19 protein-coding genes are annotated in these 19,398 nt (G+C 57.6%); 12 read left to right on the plus strand and 7 right to left on the minus strand.

Features of this window, described 5'->3' with window-relative positions:
• Window positions 1-52 precede the first annotated feature (52 nt).
• From RB2501_RS02525 to RB2501_RS02550, 6 genes are all read right to left on the minus strand, one after another.
• Window positions 53-1,129, minus strand: a complete 1,077-nt coding sequence (locus RB2501_RS02525; RefSeq protein ID WP_015753157.1) for a PA0069 family radical SAM protein — start codon at window positions 1,127-1,129, stop codon at window positions 53-55.
• A 117-nt stretch (window positions 1,130-1,246) separates the two neighbouring features.
• Window positions 1,247-2,800, minus strand: a complete 1,554-nt coding sequence (locus RB2501_RS02530; RefSeq protein ID WP_041326918.1) for a hypothetical protein — start codon at window positions 2,798-2,800, stop codon at window positions 1,247-1,249.
• Window positions 2,801-2,815: 15 nt separating this feature from the next.
• A complete protein-coding gene (locus RB2501_RS02535) occupies window positions 2,816-3,598 on the minus strand; it encodes an enoyl-CoA hydratase/isomerase family protein (protein WP_015753159.1) in 783 nt (260 codons plus the stop codon).
• A 66-nt stretch (window positions 3,599-3,664) separates the two neighbouring features.
• Window positions 3,665-5,077 (minus strand): sensor histidine kinase, encoded by a 1,413-nt coding sequence (locus tag RB2501_RS02540; protein ID WP_041327423.1) that lies wholly within the window; start codon window positions 5,075-5,077, stop codon window positions 3,665-3,667.
• A 112-nt stretch (window positions 5,078-5,189) separates the two neighbouring features.
• Entirely contained in the window at window positions 5,190-5,744 is a 555-nt protein-coding gene (locus RB2501_RS02545; protein ID WP_015753161.1) for a CopD family protein, read from the minus strand.
• A 46-nt stretch (window positions 5,745-5,790) separates the two neighbouring features.
• Window positions 5,791-7,059: a branched-chain amino acid transport system II carrier protein gene (locus RB2501_RS02550; RefSeq protein ID WP_015753162.1), complete on the minus strand. Its 1,269-nt coding sequence runs from the start codon at window positions 7,057-7,059 to the stop codon at window positions 5,791-5,793.
• 232 nt (window positions 7,060-7,291) lie between these two features.
• On the opposite strand from RB2501_RS02550, the gene RB2501_RS02555 reads away from it, so the two are divergent.
• The gene (locus RB2501_RS02555; protein WP_015753163.1) at window positions 7,292-7,522 is read left to right on the plus strand and encodes a hypothetical protein; all 231 of its coding nucleotides are present in this window, start codon (window positions 7,292-7,294) and stop codon (window positions 7,520-7,522) included.
• Here the strand turns inward: RB2501_RS02555 and thiL are convergent, their stop codons facing one another.
• Window positions 7,523-8,578 carry a thiamine-phosphate kinase gene (thiL, locus tag RB2501_RS02560; RefSeq protein ID WP_015753164.1) on the minus strand — a complete coding sequence of 352 codons (1,056 nt, stop codon included), beginning with the start codon at window positions 8,576-8,578 and terminating at the stop codon, window positions 7,523-7,525. It abuts the gene before it with no gap.
• 56 nt (window positions 8,579-8,634) lie between these two features.
• On the opposite strand from thiL, the gene RB2501_RS02565 reads away from it, so the two are divergent.
• The 11 genes from RB2501_RS02565 (at window position 8,635) to RB2501_RS02615 (ending at window position 19,250) form a co-directional block, all read left to right on the plus strand.
• Complete coding sequence (locus RB2501_RS02565; RefSeq protein ID WP_015753165.1) at window positions 8,635-9,912, plus strand: choice-of-anchor B family protein; 1,278 nt, start codon at window positions 8,635-8,637, stop codon at window positions 9,910-9,912.
• Window positions 9,909-11,321, plus strand: a complete 1,413-nt coding sequence (locus RB2501_RS02570; RefSeq protein ID WP_015753166.1) for a hypothetical protein — start codon at window positions 9,909-9,911, stop codon at window positions 11,319-11,321. The genes RB2501_RS02565 and RB2501_RS02570 overlap by 4 nt, the downstream gene beginning before the upstream one ends.
• A gap of 166 nt (window positions 11,322-11,487) precedes the next feature.
• The gene (locus RB2501_RS02575; RefSeq protein WP_015753167.1) at window positions 11,488-11,817 is read left to right on the plus strand and encodes a HesB/IscA family protein; all 330 of its coding nucleotides are present in this window, start codon (window positions 11,488-11,490) and stop codon (window positions 11,815-11,817) included.
• Window positions 11,818-11,868: 51 nt separating this feature from the next.
• Window positions 11,869-13,314, plus strand: coding sequence for a Fe-S cluster assembly protein SufB (sufB, locus tag RB2501_RS02580; protein WP_015753168.1), 1,446 nt, complete (start codon window positions 11,869-11,871; stop codon window positions 13,312-13,314).
• Window positions 13,315-13,344: 30 nt separating this feature from the next.
• Window positions 13,345-14,097 (plus strand): Fe-S cluster assembly ATPase SufC, encoded by a 753-nt coding sequence (gene sufC, locus RB2501_RS02585; protein WP_015753169.1) that lies wholly within the window; start codon window positions 13,345-13,347, stop codon window positions 14,095-14,097.
• Window positions 14,098-14,151: 54 nt separating this feature from the next.
• Window positions 14,152-15,468, plus strand: coding sequence for a Fe-S cluster assembly protein SufD (sufD, locus tag RB2501_RS02590; RefSeq protein ID WP_041327425.1), 1,317 nt, complete (start codon window positions 14,152-14,154; stop codon window positions 15,466-15,468).
• A 52-nt stretch (window positions 15,469-15,520) separates the two neighbouring features.
• Window positions 15,521-16,735, plus strand: coding sequence for an aminotransferase class V-fold PLP-dependent enzyme (locus RB2501_RS02595; RefSeq protein ID WP_015753171.1), 1,215 nt, complete (start codon window positions 15,521-15,523; stop codon window positions 16,733-16,735).
• 135 nt (window positions 16,736-16,870) lie between these two features.
• Window positions 16,871-17,305, plus strand: a complete 435-nt coding sequence (locus tag RB2501_RS02600; RefSeq protein WP_015753172.1) for a SufE family protein — start codon at window positions 16,871-16,873, stop codon at window positions 17,303-17,305.
• A gap of 57 nt (window positions 17,306-17,362) precedes the next feature.
• Window positions 17,363-17,692 carry a DUF59 domain-containing protein gene (locus RB2501_RS02605; protein ID WP_015753173.1) on the plus strand — a complete coding sequence of 110 codons (330 nt, stop codon included), beginning with the start codon at window positions 17,363-17,365 and terminating at the stop codon, window positions 17,690-17,692.
• A 51-nt stretch (window positions 17,693-17,743) separates the two neighbouring features.
• Window positions 17,744-18,256, plus strand: a complete 513-nt coding sequence (locus RB2501_RS02610; RefSeq protein WP_015753174.1) for a DUF2480 family protein — start codon at window positions 17,744-17,746, stop codon at window positions 18,254-18,256.
• A gap of 67 nt (window positions 18,257-18,323) precedes the next feature.
• Complete coding sequence (locus RB2501_RS02615; protein WP_041326919.1) at window positions 18,324-19,250, plus strand: DUF3078 domain-containing protein; 927 nt, start codon at window positions 18,324-18,326, stop codon at window positions 19,248-19,250.
• Window positions 19,251-19,398 lie beyond the last annotated feature (148 nt).

Genomic DNA, 19,398 nt, shown 5'->3' on the forward strand with positions numbered 1-19,398 from the left:
GTAAGCCCGGGGCTACTCCTGGTCCGGCCTGCTTTCCAACCCTCCGACAGGGTTAAAAGAGCTCCCACTGCCCGCTTTTATGCGCTGCGTGCAGGGAGGTGTTGAGTTCCGGGAATTTGCGCCCCGCGAAGTATTTTTTCCGTGCAATCGCGGCCAGCTGGTGGATCTGGGATGCAACGGCCCCTTCCCCCTTGTTGCGGATACCGAAACGGCTGTCATTCAGGCTGCCGCCGTGACAGGCGCGGATCTGGGAGAGGATTTTCCCGGCCCGGTCCGGCATTGCCCGATGGAGCCATTCCGTAAAGATTCCGGCGATGGCCCCGTTGAGACGTACCACCGTAAACCCGAAAGAGCGGGCTCCTGCATCGGCAACCGCTCGGGCCATGTCCATTACCTCGTGGCTGTTGATCCCCGGGATGATCGGGGCGAGCATCGCGTTGACGGGGATGCCCGCATCGGATAGTTTGCGGATCGTTTCCAGCCGTTTCGCAATACTCGCGGTGCGGGGTTCCAGCAACCTGCGGGTGGATTCGTCCAGGGATGTCACCGAAATATTGACCCCCACCAAACCGTCGGCATGTAGTTCCGTGAGCAAATCCATGTCCCGGAGTACCAGTGCGTTTTTTGTGATGATGCCCACGGGGTGGCGGTAGCGATGGAATATTTCCAGGCAGGCGCGAGTGATCCCAAACTCCCTTTCAGCAGGCTGGTAGCAATCCGTATTCCCGGAAAGTACGATGGGGGCCGCCTTCCAGGAACTGCGTTTGAGGAAACGATCCAGCAGGGCCGGGGCGTTTTCCTTGACGAGGATCTTGCTTTCAAAATCCAGGCCGGGCCCGTACCCCCAGTACTCGTGGGAGTTCCGCGCATAACAGTAGACGCATCCGTGTTCGCAACCCTGGTAGGGGTTCATGCTGTAGGACATGCCCACATCCGGGCTGGAAACCTTGTTGACGATGGTTTTTGGGTGGACGCGCAGGTAGCCGGTGCGGACCTTCTCGGATTCCCCGCTGATCCGCTGGTGCTCCAGAAAATCCTCCAGGGGCTGCTCCTGAAGGGCCTCAAAGCGGTTTGCCTGGCGGGATTGGGCCCCGCGGCCTTTGCGGATTTCTCTTTCGGGATGCGACACGGCAATTGGAATTTATCCAAATTTATGGATATTATCCTGATATGCGATGGTTGATGGAGAATTTAACACCGCCGAAACGGGATGCCGCGTACGGATCCGGCGGCAGCGGAAAGCGAACTACCCGCGGATATGTACGGAAACGAGTTGCTTCTTACTGCCCCGCTTGGCGTAGAAGTACAGCCGGTCCTCGTCCTCCTCCACCAGCGGTTTGGAAACCATCAGCGGCAGGCGCGCTTCGGACTGGTCAATGATCTTTTCCCAGGAGATCCGGCCTTCCGGGTTCAGGCGGATCAGGAACACGTTCCGGTTCCGGCTGAGCCCCTGCCGGAAAATGAGCCGCTCATTGTTCAGCAACTGGGGGTTGTCTGCAGCGGTACATATAAAGAAATAGGTGTGGCCGTCCTTGGAATAGGCGCTGTAGGAGGCATAGGCCCCGTCGCCCTGGGTCACTTCGGTCTTGTTGATGTTCCGGGCCCAGACCAGGTCTCCGCGGCTATCCAACCGAACGCTGATAATGTCGTTGTGGTGGAAGCGTTCCACGCGCAGCCTGCCGCCGCTCCCGTTATCCTGGATGCTGTTGGTAACAAAATACTCCTCCGCGTTGAAGAGCAGGGAACCGTCCGGCGTAAAATGCACGTCCTTAAACACGAGGTTTTTGATGGCTTTCTCGGATTCCGACCCGAATTTATCGACCATGAACTGGTGGGAGAAGGGATTGTATTTGTGGATACCCGCCTGCAGGGTCTGCGGGTCTACTTCCAGGTATTCCAGGCCGTTGTACCGCTCGTCCTTCCGGTCGGCATAAAAGCCCACGCAAATGAGTTTCCCGTTGCGCAGGATCGGCTTGAGCGCCTCGGAATAAAAGCCTTCCCGGTCGTAGGAGGCGGTTTGGGCCCCATCCCGGGCGAGCTTGATTAGTTCGTACTGGAATTTCCGCTCTTCGGCCTTAAAGCGGCGCTTCCGGAAATACGCCTTGGCAACCAGGTAGGCCGCCGAATGATCCGGAGCCATTTCCAGTGCCTCAAAGGCGTAATTTTTTTCTTCCACGGAGGCCGAGAAATCGACGTCCATCACCGGTTGCATATTGAAATTGTAAACGAGGATCCGGTGCTTGTTCACGTCGCCCTTCTTGTGGTGCAGGCTCAGGGCAAAAGCTTTCTGTTCCCGGTCAAATAGCAGGGTCGTACTGAACCCCGAATTAAATTTCCGGTTGTAATAATTCTTGTCGACCGGGTTTTCCACATATACCGATGGAATAGTGAGCAGGTCCTTCCGGGTAAAATTGTAGGCCCCAACCGGGGTTTGATGCACGGAATACGTATAACTCAAACGCTCCGGGTCGTAGCTCAGGAACAACAGGTATAATTGCCCGTTGGCCACAAAACCGTCCAGGAAGTCGGCTCCCCGGAACTTGTAATTGTATTCGTCTATCAGTTCAAGCTGCGGGTTATACCGCTCTATCAGGTAGCCTTTTGGCCTCAGGATCAGCCCGGTATAATAGGCCCTGACCAGGACTTTGTTGCCCTGGGCAGACTCCGAGAAAGTGACCAGGTTCGAATATCTGTACCGATCGTTATATTTTTCGCCGAACATATAGTCCACAGGCATTTCCTGCGCCCCGCAGACCCAGGCGGCCAGCAGCGCAACTGCCATACAGAGATTCCGATACATAGGATGTCCTTTTGATTATTCCCCGGGGAAATCGGGCTTCCGCTTCTCCAGGAAAGCCGTGGTGCCTTCCTTAAAATCGGCCGTGCCGAAGCACGATCCGAAGGCGTCGATTTCGGTCCGAAACCCGGAAACACTACTCCTAGAACCCGCATTTACCGCTTTTATTGCATACCGGATGGCCACCGGCGAATTTTTTGCGATTTTCCCTGCGAGCTGCAGGCAGTAGCTTTCGAGTTCCTCCAGGGCCGTTACGTGGTTGACCAACCCGTACTCCAGGGCCCGTTCCGCATCGATCATGCCGCCGCTGAGAATCATCTCCAGCGCCCGGCCCCGGCCCACGAGTTCCGGCAGCCGCTGGGTTCCCCCGTAACCCGGGATCAACCCAAGTGATACTTCGGGCAGCCCCATCCGGGCATTGTGGCTGGCCACCCGGATATGGCAGGCCAGGGCCAGTTCCAGGCCGCCTCCAAGGGCAAAGCCGTTAACGGCGGCGATCACCGGGGTGCCGAGCTGTTCCACCAGGTCAAAAAGCGTTTCCTGGCCTTTTGCCGCCAGGTCGCGCCCCTCCTCAGGGCCATAAGACGCGAATTCCGCGATATCCGCCCCGGCCACAAATGCCTTGGGCCCGCTACCCCGCACCACGATGGCCCGGATATCCGGGTCGGCATCCAGGGACGAGAATGCCTCGTGGAGCTCTTCGATGGTTTTGCGGTTCAGCGCATTGAGTTTCTTGGGCCGGTCGATGGTCAGCAGCGCTATCCCATCCTTTTCCTCGGTTTTCAGGTTTTTGAATTTCATGGAATTCCTTAGGGTTTTATTTGAAGTTCTGTCTGAAGTTATAAAATTATCAGTGTCCGCTGTTGCCTATGCCTTTTCCCTCGGCAGGTATACCGTGAAGACGGTACCTTTTCCCTTCTGAGAGGTAAATTCAATCCTGCCGCCATAGGTTTCCACAATGGTTTTGACCATTCCCAGGCCGAGCCCCATCCCGCTGCTTTTGGTAGTGAATTTGGGTTCAAACACTTTGTCGCGGTTGTCTGCTTCGATGCCTATGCCGTTGTCGGCCACCATGATCTTGACAAAACCGTCCTCGGCTGCCACAGACACCAGGATTCGCGGGTGGTCCACCTCCGGGACCGCCTGGATGGCGTTCTTAACCAGGTTGGTCACCACCCGGATGAGCTGCGTCCGGTCCATTTTGGCAATGATCTCCTGCTCATCGGCCATAAAGTGGATATAAGGCTCGTTGAAAATGTCCAGGGCGAGCTTGACGATTTCCACCACGTTGAGCGTTTCGTTCTGCTGGGCGGGCATCTTCGCAAAATTCGAGAAGGCCGAGGCAATGCTGCTCAGCGTGTCGATCTGCTGGATGAGCGTTTTGGAAAACTCGGCAACCTGCCGGCCCACATCCGGGTCCCGGGGGTCGAATTTCCGCTCAAAACTCTGCACGCTCAGCCGCATGGGCGTGAGCGGGTTCTTGATTTCGTGGGCCACCTGTTTGGCCATTTCCCGCCAGGCCTGTTCCCGCTCGCTCCGCGCGAGCTTTGTAGCGCTGAGCTCCAACTCGTCGATCATGCTGTTATAGGCGTCGATCAGCTTGCCGATCTCCTCGCTGGGATCGTCCAGGAAAATCTTTTCGTTGGTCCGGGCCAGGCGCGTATGGGTGAGCTTGTCCGATACGGTTTCCAGCGACCGGGTAATGTACTTGGAAATAAAGTAGGCCAGGGCAATCGCGCTCAAAAGCATGATCAGGTAGACCGCCCCCAGGCGCATCATGAACTCCCCGAGTTCCATGTCGTAAAAGGAATTCTCCTCAAAATAGGGCAGGTTCAGGATCCCGATGGGTTTAAACCGGCTGTCAGTGATAAAGGAATACGAAGCCTGGTAGTTGTCACCCGCTGCAGCCGCCGATTCCACATAGCGCTTTTCCATGCTCCCCCTGAGCGCATTGAGCACATGGGCATCCAGACAGAGGGAAACCGAGTCGTTGTCGAATTTCGGGCGCGAGCTTTTGATCAGCTGCCCGTCCAGGTCGTAGATGTTGAAGTTTGCGTTCTCGATGATCGCGATCCGGTAGATCTCGTCCTTGAATATCAACCCGAGGTTTTCGGTAGTGACCGGGTAGGTAGTGCGCTGCAGGGCAAAGGTAATGGCCTGCTTGATTTGCTCCTCCTTCCGCTCCAGGCGGTCCTGGTGGTAATCCTGTGCCTGTTCCCTGTACTGGTAGACGGTGACCCCGGCAATCAACACGGACGCGATCAGGACCAGGAGGATCATCGATACGAAGATCCGGGACCGTAAAGACATCTTTTTGAACAAGGCGATCGGGTTTCCGCTAAGATAGCAATAATCGGACCAAAAGCAGGTTTATCGGGGGCTTCCCAAATGGTCAATCGGGCTTGCCGGACCGCTCCCTGAGGCGCCTGTAAAGCCGGATGCCGAGCATCAGCAGCACCGCCAACGCCAATAGGCCTGCCAGGCCGAACATCCAGTCGATACTGTTCTTGAGTACGGCCAGGAAAACCACCGCAAACAAGATGAGCGTGGCCCCCTCGTTCCAGATCCGCATAAATCGGGAGGTGTAGGAAATCTGCCCGCGCTGGAAGCGCAGGTACATGCGGTGCATCACCAGGTGGTATATGATCAGCAATACCACAAACCCGAGCTTCACGTGCATCCAGGGCTGGGAGAGCCATCCGGGCATGATCCAGAGCAGCACCAGGGCAGAGGCGATGCAGAGCACGGCCGACGGCCAGGTAATGATCTGCCAGAGCCGGCGTTCCATCACCCGGAACTGGTTGCCCAGTACCCGGGCTTCCGTCTCGGGTTTTTCGAGGGCTTCAATATGGTAGATAAACAGCCGGGGCATGTAGAAAAGCCCGGCAAACCAGGTCACCACAAAGATCAGGTGGAGGGATTTGATATAGTTGTAATAGTCGGCCATTGCCAGGAGTTTCTCCCGGTAAACTTACGCCATCCGGCCCATCCGGTCAAATCCGCCGCTGCAAGAACCTGCCCGCCAGGAAAACGCATACTGCCGGCAGCAACCAGGGAAGGCCAAACGACCGCAGCGGGATCCAGCTCACGGCACCTTCCGGAATGGCCCCCGGCCAGAGGCTTTCCACAAAATCCGGGATGCTGAACAACAAGGTAACGGCAACCACCGCCCGGAACAGCCGGGGGGGCGTATACCGGGCCGGCATCGCATTCAGCCCGATCAGCACAATGGTCAGCGGGTAGATAAACAACAGGGCCGGGAGGGCCACCGAGATAATATAAGCTACGGGGAGTTGGCCAAAAAGCACCCCTGTCGCACACCCGGCAAGGGCCGTCAGGGTATAGGCCCGGGGCGAATCCCCGAAACGGGATCGCGCGTAGTCCGAAGCGCCGGTGACCACGCCGACGGCCGTTGTAAAACAGGCCAGGCCAATCAGCAGGCTCAGCAACGCCTGGCTCCGCGCCCCAAGGGCATATTCCGTCACCTCCCGGAGCAGCCGGGTACGGGTTACCTCCTCCGGGACCCACCCGGTCATGGCAGCCCCACTGTACATCAGGCCCGTATAGAGCAACAACAGGCACATTCCCGCAAACAGCCCGGCGAGCGCAATCGCCCGGAACCGCTGCCCGAAATCCAGGCCGGGGTTTTCCAGCCGGAGGGAAACGAGAATCACCCCGCCGCAAACCACAGCGCCGATGGCGTCAAAGGTCTGGTACCCTTCCTGCAAACCCGCCGTAAATGGTGCCGACAGGGTACGGGCCGTCATGACATCCGGCGGCCAGAACAGGATGCTGCCGATCAGGAGGACCAGGACCAGCAGGATCACCGGGGTGAGGTATTTGCCGATAAGGCTGCCCAGTTTTGAACGGTTCATCACCAGGAAAAACACGAGGGCGAAATACACCAGGCTGGTGAGCCAGGGCGGGCTCCCAAGATAGGGCGCCACGGCCATTTCATGGGTTACCGATGCCGTCCGGGGAGAAGGCAGGGCGAGCGAAATGGCATAGATCAGGAAACAGTAGACGGCGCTGAACCCCGGGGAGACTTTTTTGGCAAAGTCGAACATGCTGCCCTGCAACCGGGAGTGTGCGAGGATCCCGAGCATCGGGATCAATACGGCCGACACGCAAAAGCCCAGGCAGACGAGCCACCAGAGCGGCCCGGCCCGCCATCCCATCTGTGGGGGGAGGATCAGGTTGCCCGCCCCGAAAAACAGGGAAAACAGGGCGAGCCCGAGGATGATGATGGATTTTCGGCTCATGGGTTGAATCAGGGCTGCGCCAGGCGGCGTTTTGACAGGTGGCAGCGGTGATTCGTCGAAAATAAATAAAATTCACCGGCAGCGCTCAATAAATCGGCATTTGCCGTCGTTGTCTTTGAAGGAACAGCTACAAGAGTGCACTATAGGGAAATGAAGGGAATCGGAAATCAATTCGGTTGCCGCTTTACACCGCCCAAATCGGGAGCGACAGCCCTAACCAAAAACCTACGCCATGAAGAAGCTCTTCTGCTCCATCTTCGGACACCACTTCTCGGTTTCCAAAAAGGTAACCTCACACATCAAGGAATACAGCTGCCTGCACTGCGGCAAACAGGTAACCACGGACGTCAGCGGGAACCTTTCAACGCTGACCCCCGAACTGCGCGAAATCAACCGGACCCTGGAACACATCTACCAGAAGCGCCACGCTTCCCATTCTCACCCGCAGCACCAGGTTGCCTGATTATTCGCCGGCACTGCCAAACGCATTCCAACCCCGCGCCGTCAGGTCTATCTGCTCGCCCGCGCGCGTAACCAGTTGTGCCCCGGCCTCCTTTTCGGCCATATGGCCGATTACGGTGAGGGATGGGTTCCCTTTGATTTTCGGGAAGTCCTCCTGCCGGATCGTAAAAAGCAACTCATAGTCCTCCCCGCCGCTCAGGGCCACGGTGGTACTATCCAGATTAAACTCCTCGCATACCGCCTGGGCCGAAGGATCCAGCGGGATTTTATCCTCAAACAACCGGCAACCCAGCTGCCCCGATTCGCACAGGTGCAGAATCTCCGATGAGAGCCCGTCGCTGATGTCGATCATGGCCGTGGGCCGGACTTCCAGCTTGCCGAGCAACTCCACGATGTCCTTCCGGGCCTCCGGCTTGAGCTGCCGCTCCACCAGGTAGCTGTAGGGTTCCAGGTCGGGTTGGTGGCGCGGGTTGACCTTGAAGACCTCCTGTTCCCGCCGGAGCACCTGCAACCCGAGGTACGCCCCCCCGATATCGCCGCTGACAACCAGCAGGTCGTTGGGTTTTGCGCCGGACCTCCGGACCGCGGTGCCCTTGGGAGCCTGGCCAATAGCCGTAACGCTGATAATCAGCCCCTTGTTGGACGAGGTGGTATCCCCCCCTACCACGTCCACCCCGTAGATCTTCCCCGCCAGGGCAATCCCGGCGTACAACTCCTCGAGGGCCTCCAGGGGGAAGCGGTTGGAAACTGCCAGGGAAACGGTGGCCTGGGTGGCCTGCATGTTCATGGCGTACACATCGCTCAGGTTGACGATCATCGCCTTGTACCCCAGGTGTTTCAGGGGGGCGTATCCCAGGTCAAAATGGACGCCTTCCACCAGCATGTCGGTGGTTACCGCAACCTCAGTGTCCCCGATGGCCAGCAGGGCTGCATCGTCCCCGATGCCCTCCAGGGTGGTGGGCTGACGGAGTTCCAGGTGCTGTGTCAGGTGGCGGATCAGGCCAAATTCCCCGAGTTTCCCGAGGTCGGTGGATGGGTGGTCTTTGTCTTCAAACATGGTACAAAAATAAGGCGGATCGTTATTATCGCGTATCTTTAAATCAAAAATACAGCGTGGAAAAGCCTGCTTCCCGAATCCTGAGGGTCCTCGTCCTATGTATCCTGCTCCTGAGTTCCTGTTCCCGTTCGGACGACGCCCCCGGTGACGGGCTCGCCCCGGGGCCGAACCCGAATCCAAATCCCGGCGGATCGGCCGGGGAACCCACGGGCTTTACCCCCTGCGAGAACGGCATGGCCGGGGCGTACCCCTGTTCGGGGCTCGACCTGGTAGCCCGCCTGGACCTGGAAGTTTTCTCCGCCACTTCGGGGAACGACATCTGGGGATGGGCCGACCCTGCAGACGGGACGGAATACGCCCTGGTGGGCCTGAACAACGGCACCGCCTTTATTTCTCTGGCCGACCCGGAAAACCCCGTCTACCTCGGGAAACTGCCCACCCACACCGTCGCCAGCGCCTGGAGGGACATCAAGGTCTATGCGAACCATGCCTTTATCGTTTCGGAAGCCGACGGGCATGGGATGCAGGTCTTTGACCTGACCCGGTTGCGGGATGTTTCCAACCCCCCGCAGACTTTTTCCGCTACTACGCACTATTCCGCCTTCGGGAATGCGCACAACCTGGTGATCGAGGAGTCCTCCGGGTTTGCCTATGCGGTGGGGACCGGCCCGGAATTGCCCTATCAGGGCGGGCCGCACTTTATCGACCTCGCCGACCCTGCAGCCCCCTCCGACACAGGCGGATTTGCCACTGCCGGCTATACGCACGACGCCCAGGTAGTGCTGTACCAGGGGCCGGATGCGGACTATGCGGGACGGGAAATTTTGGTGGGGGCCAACGAATCCGAGGTGGTGATCCTGGACGTTACGGACAAGGGAGCCCCCTTTGAGATTGCGGGACTGGATTACAGCAATCTCGGCTATACGCACCAGGGCTGGTTTACCGAAGACCACCGGTTTTTTATCCTGGGCGATGAACTGGACGAACTGAATTTCGGCCTGAACAGCCGGACCCTGGTCTTCGATTTTACGGACCTGGACAACCCGGTTCTGTCGTTCTCCTATTCCGGGCCCACTACCGCCATCGACCACAACGGTTACGTGCTCGGCGACGTATTTTACCTGGCCAATTACACGGCGGGCATCCGCCTGCTGGACATTTCCGGCATTGCCGGGGGAGAGATGGCAGAAACCGCTTATTTCGATACCTTTCCGGACTCTGACAGTCCGGCCTTCAGCGGGGTCTGGAGCGTCTATCCCTACCTCCCCAGCGGGCATATCCTGGTAGGGGATATCAACCGGGGGCTCTTCGTACTCAAGCCTTCCAACCCATGAGCAGCCGGATAAAAAATACGGCCTGCCCGGGCATTGGCGGGCGGCGGCCTGCAGGCCTTCTGCAGTATGGATTCGCATCCCTGCTCATTGCCGGGATGCTCGTTGCACTCCTGTCTGCGTGCAGCCGGGATGCCGGGGACCTCCCCGCCCCGGGCGCCGGCCAGACCGGGGAAATCCAGTGGGCGAAAACCTTTGGCGGCAGCGGGGCCGAAACCGCCCGTTCCATCATCGCAACCCGGGACGGCGGCCTGGCCATCCTGGGCTTTTCCGAAAGTACGGACGGCGACCTCTCGGACAAGGCCACAGCCGTCAACGACTACTGGCTGCTGAAACTGGACGCCGCGGGCAACCGGGAATGGACGCGCACCTATGGCGGCAGCAAGGACGACCGGGGCCAGGCCGTGGTGGAGCTCTCGGACGGGGGGTACGCCATCACGGGCTACGCCATGAGCGACGACGGGGACGGGTCCAACAACGAAGGCTTTCACGACAACTGGGTGCTGCGCCTGGACGCCGCCGGGGAGATTCTTTGGGAGCGCAGTTTCGGCTTTTCGGGCCACGACCACAGCTACGACCTTTTGGAAACCGACGACGGAGGGCTGTTTTTCATCGGCTTTCTGGATCTCACCGCCGCCCGGGCCGACGGGTATGCCGAAAAAAACCCGTATGCCACCCGCCACGGCGTGGGGGAGTTCTGGTGCACGAAACTCAGCGCGGACGGGTCGCTCCAATGGCGGTATTACTTTGGGGGCACGGACAACGACCGGGCCCATGCCGCAGTCGCTGCGCCGGACGGGGGCTTTGTGATGGCGGGTTTTTCGGAAAGCGACGACTTCGACATCAGCCAGCCAAACGGCAGCTATGACTTCTGGGTGGTCAAGGTAAACCGGCAGGGGGAATTGCAATGGGAAACCAACCTCGGGGGGACCGGCATCGATATCGCCTCGGATATCGCGGCAGATCCGCGGGGCGGCTACCTGGTAGCGGGCCAAAGCTTCAGCACGGATGGGGATATCTCTGCCAACCGGGGGGAGTCGGATGTCTGGGTGGTCCGCCTGGACCCGGCCGGGAATATGCTCTGGGAGCAGAGTTACGGCGGGCCGGCCTTTGATGCAGCGGAGTCCATCGCGCTAACCTCGGACGGGAATTTCCTGATATCGGGTACCACCCGCAGCAGCAACGCGAACCTGCAAAACGCAGGGGAAAACGACGTACTGCTGCTGAAAATCGACGGGGCGGGCCGGCTGCTCTGGCAAACCACGTACGGGGGCCCGGGCATCGACCTCGGTTTCGACGCCGTGGAAGCAGCCGACGGTTCCATCTACGTGGCCGGGGAGCTCTCCCCGGACGGCAGCCCCGGGCTCGCCCCCCTGGGGGAAACCGACCTGTTGCTGCTCAAAATCCGCTAGCGCGTTGGCAGGGGCATCCCGCATGCCGCCGGAAGACACCGGCCAACCCCAGTAAAACCAATAGATAACACCAATCCCCATATACGTTATAATAATGTTAGGAATGATGGGAAACCCGCCTGTTTTGGCTATATTTGTGCACTATTTAGAATAAATCCAAATTCGAATGATCAAAGTATCGGAAACAGCCCGCCAGAAAGTCGTCTCCCTCATGCAGGAGGAAGGCTTCAACGCCGGCACGGATTACGTCCGGGTCGGGGTAAAGAGCGGCGGTTGCAGCGGTTTGTCCTACGAGCTCCGTTTTGACCGGGAAGCCGACGAGGCCGACAAGGTCTTTGAGGACAATTCCGTTCGGATTATCGTGGATAAAAAAAGCTTTTTATACCTGGTGGGGACTACGCTCGAGTACTCCGGCGGGTTGAACGGCAAGGGGTTTGTTTTTAACAACCCGAATGCCCAGCGCACCTGTGGCTGCGGGGAGAGCTTCTCCCTGTAGGCCCGACCGGCCGGAAAAGGCCGGGGGCTGGTAATTATCAGAAAGACACTTATGGCTTATACTGAAGAAGAACTCAAGAAGGAACTCGAAACCAAGGAATACGAGTACGGATTCTACACGGATATCGAGTCGGATACGCTGCCCAAAGGGCTCAGCGAGGAAATTGTCATCGCCATCTCCAAAAAGAAAGAGGAGCCCGACTGGATGACCGAATGGCGGCTCGAGGCATTCCGCCACTGGAAGGAAATGGTGGAGCCGGAATGGGCCAACATCCACTATAAAAAACCCGATTTCCAGAACATTTCCTACTATTCCGCCCCGAATAAAAAGCCCAAGTACGAGAGCCTGGACGAAGTAGATCCGGAACTGCTCGACACTTTCAAGAAACTCGGCATCCCGATCGAGGAGCAGAAGAAGCTGGCCGGGGTGGCCGTGGATTTTGTGATGGACTCGGTTTCGGTGGCCACCACGTTTAAGAAAACCCTGGCGGAGAAGGGCATTATTTTCTGTTCCATCTCCGAGGCGATCAAGGAACACCCGGAACTCGTACGCAAGTACCTGGGTACGGTGGTACCCCGGAAAGATAACTTTTACGCCGCCCTGAATTCAGCGGTATTTTCCGACGGGTCGTTCTGCTACATCCCAAAAGGGGTGCGCTGCCCGATGGAGCTCTCCACCTACTTCCGGATCAACCAGGCCGGTACCGGCCAGTTCGAACGAACGCTGGTGGTGGCCGATAAAGGCAGCTACGTGAGTTACCTGGAAGGGTGCACCGCTCCCTCCCGGGACGAAAACCAGCTTCACGCCGCCGTGGTGGAACTCATCGCCCTGGACGATGCGGAGATCAAATACTCCACGGTCCAGAACTGGTTCCCCGGCGACAAGGAAGGCAAGGGCGGGGTCTACAATTTCGTGACCAAGCGCGGGCTCTGCGAGAAAAACGCCAAGATATCATGGACCCAGGTGGAAACCGGGTCGGCGATTACCTGGAAGTACCCTTCCTGCGTGTTGAAAGGAGACAATTCCATCGGGGAATTCTACTCGATTGCCGTTACCAACAACCACCAGCAGGCCGATACGGGCACCAAGATGATTCACCTGGGCAACAATACCCGCAGTACGATCATCTCCAAGGGAATCTCCGCCGGCCGCTCCCAAAACAGCTACCGCGGGCTCGTACAGATTGGGCGCCGGGCCAAAAATGCCCGGAATTTCTCCCAGTGCGACTCCCTGCTCATGGGCAACGAATGCGGAGCGCATACCTTCCCGTATATCGAGGCGAACAACAGCACGGCCCAGATTGAACACGAGGCAACCACGAGCAAGATCGGGGAAGACCAGATCTTCTATTGCAACCAGCGCGGCATCGACACGGAAAAAGCCATTGCGCTCATCGTAAACGGATTCAGCAAGGAAGTGCTGAACAAACTGCCGATGGAATTCGCAGTGGAAGCACAAAAATTATTGGAAATCAGCCTGGAAGGTTCTGTCGGATAACCCAGGCCACTAGTTACTAAATTGACGGATATGCTCAAGATAAAAAACCTGCACGCAGGCGTAGAAAACAAAAAGATCCTCAAAGGCATCAACCTGGAGGTGAACCCCGGGGAAGTCCATGCCATCATGGGCCCCAACGGCTCGGGCAAGAGTACCCTGGCCTCGGTAATCGCCGGCAAGGAGGAATTCAACGTAAGTCGCGGGAAAATCCTCTTCGAAGGTGAGGACATCGACGAGATGTCCCCCGAGGAACGCGCCCATAACGGGATCTTCCTCTCCTTCCAGTACCCGGTGGAAATCCCCGGGGTATCGGTGACGAATTTTATGAAAACGGCCATCAACGAATCGCGCAAAGCCAAAGGGGAGCCGGATATGCCGGCCAACCAGATGCTGAAGCTCATCCGCGAGAAGGCCGAATTGCTGGAGATTGACCGGAAATTCCTGTCCCGCTCCCTGAACGAAGGGTTCTCCGGGGGGGAAAAGAAACGGAACGAAATCTTCCAGATGGCCATGATGCAACCGAAGCTCGGCATCCTGGACGAGACGGATTCCGGGCTGGATATCGATGCCCTCCGCATCGTTGCCAACGGGGTCAACCGCCTCCGCAGCGAGGACAACGCCTTTGTGGTAATTACCCACTACCAGCGGCTGCTGGACTACATCGTCCCGGACTTTGTACACGTAATTCACGACGGGAAGATCGTCAAGTCTGGCGACAAGGAACTCGCCCTGGAGCTCGAGGAAAAGGGATACGACTGGATTAAACAGGAAGCGGTACTCTAAGGTATGGCGGAAACCCAAAAAGGAATCGCAACGGAACGAATCGCAACCCACACTATGGATTTAAAAGATAAATTGCTCGCCTCTTTCATGGCCTTTGAAAACCAGGTGGACATGGACCACCCGGTCCACGACATCCGTTCGGAAGCCATCCGGAATTTCGAGAGCAAGGGCTTCCCGCACCGCAAGATGGAGGCCTGGAAATACACCTCCCTGGCCCCGCTGCAAAAGGTGGATTTCAGCCTGTTTCCCAAGGAGGACAGCACCTTGGACTACCGGGAAGTGAAGCAGTACTTCCTGCACGAGGTGGACACGTATAAAATCGTATTTATCGACGGAATTTACAGTTCCTACCTCTCGGAGACCACCCATGACGGGGTGGATATCTGCCTGATGAGCGCCGCGCTGAACAAGCCCATGTACCGCCCGATCATCGACGTGTATTTTAACAAGGTCGCCTCCCGGGAGGAATCCCTCACCACGCTGAACACCGCCTTTACGCGGGAAGGGGCATACATCTATATCCCGAAGAACAAAGCCCCCCGCAAGCCGGTGGAAATCCTCCACCTCTCCACGGGGAACGAGGCGTCCCTCCTGCTGCAGCCCAGAAACCTCATCGTGGTGGAGGAAAATGCCGAGCTGCAGGTCATTGAGCGGCACCAGAGCCTCACTTCCAACGAAGTGCTGACCAATTCGGTCACCGAGATCTTTGCCGCCAAAGATGCCATCGTCGATTATTACAAAGTACAGACGGACCGGCCCACGGCCTCCCTGATCGACAATACCTACATCGACCAGAAAACCAACAGCCAGGTAAGCGTCCATACGTTCTCCTTTGGGGGCAACCTCACCCGGAACAACCTGAATTTCTACCAGGACGGGAACCATATGAATTCCATCCTGAAAGGGGTGACCATCCTGGGCGACAAGCAGCATGTGGACCACCATACGCTGGTACACCACCAGCAGCCGGATTGCGAGAGCCACCAGGATTACAAGGGCATCTTCGGCGACCAGTCCACCGGGGTCTTCAACGGGAAGATCATCGTGGACAAAATCGCCCAGAAGACAAACGCCTTCCAGCAGAACAACAACCTGCTGATCAGCGACAAGGCATCGGTCAATACGAAGCCCCAGTTGGAAATCTTTGCGGACGACGTAAAGTGCTCCCACGGCTGTACGATTGGCCAGCTGGACCAGGACGCGCTGTTTTACCTGCGCTCGCGAGGGATCGGCAAAAAAGAAGCCGAAGCCCTGCTGATGTACGCCTTTGCCAACAACGTGCTGGAAAGCGTCCGCATCCCGGAACTCAAGGGTCGCATCAACCGGTTGATTGCCGAAAAACTCGGGGTGCACCTCGGGTTTGACCTCTAGGTCGGTATCCCGAAATCCGAATCAGCCCAATTTCAATCTGAAAACCACGCGAATGTTCGACGTTGCCCGCATCCGTAACGATTTCCCCATCCTGTCGCGGCAGGTGAACGGGGAGCCGCTCGTCTACCTGGACAACGCGGCCACCTCCCAGACGCCCCGGCAGGTAATCGACGCCATTACGGATTACTATTCCCGCTACAACGCAAATATCCACCGGGGGGTGCATACGCTGTCCCAGGAAGCCACCGATGCCTATGAGCAGGCGCGGATCAAAATCCAGAAGCACTTTAACGCGGCCCATCCCCATGAGATCATCATGACCTCCGGGACGACCCACGGCATCAACCTGGTGGCCCAGGGGTTTACCGGGTTTTTACAGCAAGGCGACGAGGTTTGGGTGTCCGCCATGGAACACCACTCCAACATCGTCCCGTGGCAGATGCTCTGCGAGCGGACCGGGGCCAGGCTTCGGGTGATCCCGATGAACAAAAATGGCGAACTGGAGCTGGACACCTTCCGGGAGGGCCTCTCGGACAAGACGCGCCTGGTTTTTGTGAACCACGTATCCAATGCGCTCGGGACCGTCAACCCGATTGAAGAAATTATTTCCCTGGCGCATGACGCCGGGGCTGCCGTACTCGTGGACGGTGCCCAGGCCGCCCCCCATATCCGGGCAGACCTGCAAGCCCTCGACGCGGACTTCTACACGGTTTCCGCCCACAAACTCTGCGGCCCCACCGGGGTAGGCGCCCTCTACGGCAAGGAATCCTGGCTGGAGAAACTGCCCCCCTACCAGGGCGGGGGCGAGATGATCGAAGAGGTCACTTTTGAGAAAACCACCTATGCCGGGCTGCCCCATAAATTCGAGGCAGGCACGCCAAATATCTGCGGGGGCATCGCCTTCGGCGCCGCCCTGGACTACCTGAACGGAATCGGGATGAAAGCCATAGCGGAATACGAAGCGGAATTACTGGCCTACGCCACGAAAAATCTGAAAACGATTCCGGGCCTGAAAATCTACGGGGAGGCCGCCCGAAAAACCTCGGTGATTTCCTTCAACCTGGAAGGCATCCACCCCTACGACGTGGGGACCATCCTGGACAAATTGGGCATTGCCGTGCGGACCGGACACCATTGCGCCCAGCCCGTGATGGACTTTTACGGCATCCCGGGAACCGTCCGGGCGAGTTTTAGCTTTTACAATACCCGGGAGGAAGCAGACCGGCTGGTAGCCGCAGTGGAAAAGGCCCGGCAGATGCTCGCCTAGGTCTGGCAGGTCCTGGTTTAGGCCCGGCAGATGCCCGCCCAGGCCCGTCTGGATACCGGGGCTCAAAAGACACCTGGCACCAGGGGCTGCACGGGTAAGTTGAATGCCCGGAATTCTATTCGTATTTTTGCAACTATGGAGCAGCAATCAATCCAGGAAATCCAGGACGAAATCGTCGACGAGTTCTCACTCTTTGACGACTGGATGCAGCGCTATGAGTACATGATTGAACTGGGCAAATCCCTGCCGGTCATCGAAGCGCGGTACAAGACGGAAGAAAACCTGATCAAAGGGTGCCAGAGCAAGGTCTGGGTACACGCCGAACTCAGGGACGGCCGGCTGTATTTCACGGCAGACAGCGAGGCGATTATCACCAAGGGGATTATCGCTATCCTGGTCCGGGCCTTTTCGGGCCAGAAGCCCGCGGATATCATTGGCGCGAAAACGGACTTTATCGACGAAATCGGGCTCAAGGAACACTTGTCGCCCACCCGGGCCAACGGCCTGGTGAGTATGATCAAACAACTGAAGCTCTACGCTGTGGCCTACGAGACCCAAATGGAGTCCTGAGCCGGCAGGGAGTTGAAAGGGACCGCCCCCGGGCGCTCCCGCCAAATTCGAACGAACATGGAAGCAAATACAGGTATCGACACACAGGAACTGGGCGAAAAAATCGTCGGGGTCCTCAAGACTATTTATGACCCGGAGATCCCGGTGGACATCTATGAGCTCGGTCTCATCTACGACGTCTTTGTCAACGAGGACCGGGAAGTGAAGATTCTGATGACGCTCACCTCCCCCAACTGCCCGGTGGCCGAGAGCCTCCCGGTGGAGGTGGAGGAAAAAGTGAAGTCCCTGGACCTGGTGGCCGACGCCGAGGTGGAAATCACTTTCGACCCGCCCTGGACCCAGGAGCTGATGAGCGAGGAAGCCAAGCTGGAACTCGGCTTGTTATAACCGGTTCGGCGAAATGCAATTTCGCGTGCCATGCACATTAAATCAATCCCAATGAACGAGGAAAAGGAAATCGTCAACCGGGTTGCCAACAGCCCATTGGTCACCTTTGACCTGGAAGCGCTCTACCCGGAAGGTCCCCGTTTCCGGATCGATATCAGCCAGTGGCTGGAGGAAGGCCTGGTCCTGAGGGAAAAGGCTTTCCGAGAGGCCCTGGGCGCCCATGACTGGACGGTTTACCTGGACGGGTACGTATCCCTGTTTTGCACAACCGACGCCATTGTACCTGCCTGGGCGTATTTGTTGATAACCTCCTACCTGAACCCGTTTGCAAAGCTGGTGGTAGCCGGGCCGCCCGAACTGCTCGAATCGGTTGCCTACCGGGACCTGCTCGAAGCCATGGACCTGGAGCCTTATCGGGATAAGCCCGTGATAATCAAGGGGTGCAGCAAAAAAGAAGTTCCCCAGTCCGCCTACCTCTGGGCCCTGGAGAAATTGCAGGGCGTCGCCCGACACGTCCATTTCGGGGAGGCTTGTTCCTCGGTGCCTATCGTCCGCAGGAAATAATGTTGATAACGTGGGGTGTTTATCAACAATCCGTATTTTAGCTGTTGAAAACACTAACACCAAGCACATGAGAAAATTACTCCTTTCAGCGCTTTGCGCTTTGACGGCAACCGCTGCCTTTGCGCAAACCGAGGCTGAACTCAAGGCCGCCCTGGCCGAGAAAAAAGATTCCATCGCAGCAATCCAGGGCCGGGCCGATGCCATCAAGGCGCAGATCGCTGCCCTGCCCGGTTGGAAAACCGGCGCCTTCGGAACCATCGGAGGTTCCATCTCCAACTTCAACAACTGGTATGCCCAGGGCATTCCGAACAACTCCTCGGGGAATATCGGGTTTACCGTCAACGCCTTTGCCAATTTGCAGGAGGAGAAGTTTTTCTGGAGGAATTCCGGGAATTTAAACCTGAGCTGGGTGAAACTGGACGACGAAGACGACCCCACCGACAACGACGGGTTTCGCAACGCCGTCGACGTATTTAACCTGACCTCCCTCTACGGCTGGAAGCTCAGCGAAAAATTTGCCATTTCCGCCCTGGGGGAGTACCGGACCACGCTCCTGGACAATTTCAACGATCCGGGATATCTGGACCTCGGGGTCGGGGGTACGTGGACGCCACTGGCCAACCTGGTGGTGGTGGTCCACCCGCTCAACTACAACTTTGTCTTCAGCGACGAGGATACCATATTTGAGTCCTCCCTGGGGGCCAAGGTGGTGGCGGATTACACGCGGGACATAGGCGCAATCGCTTTTAAGTCAAATCTTTCGGCCTTTTTGAGCTATGAAGGCAGCGACCTGAATAACTGGACATGGGTGAACTCCTTCAGCTATACGCTCTGGAAAATGATCGGGGTTGGATTCGACTTTGGCCTCCGCAGCAACAAACAGGAAGCCGTCAACTACGCGGTCAATACGCTGGGGGATACAGACGCGGATTTCGATTCCGTGGACAACGACCTGCAGACATACTGGACCCTCGGGCTGAGCTATAAATTCTGATCCGATTCGGACCCGGTTCGGGCAAAAAGAAAAAAGCCCCGGCGCATTGCCGGGGCTTTTTCGTTGGGGTAGGTTATACCATCTGGTTATTTAGCACGTGTTTGTTCAGGCGCGACTTGGGATAAACACTATCACTTAAACACAGTAT

Source organism: Robiginitalea biformata HTCC2501 (genome assembly GCF_000024125.1).
GTDB classification, from domain to species: domain Bacteria; phylum Bacteroidota; class Bacteroidia; order Flavobacteriales; family Flavobacteriaceae; genus Robiginitalea; species Robiginitalea biformata.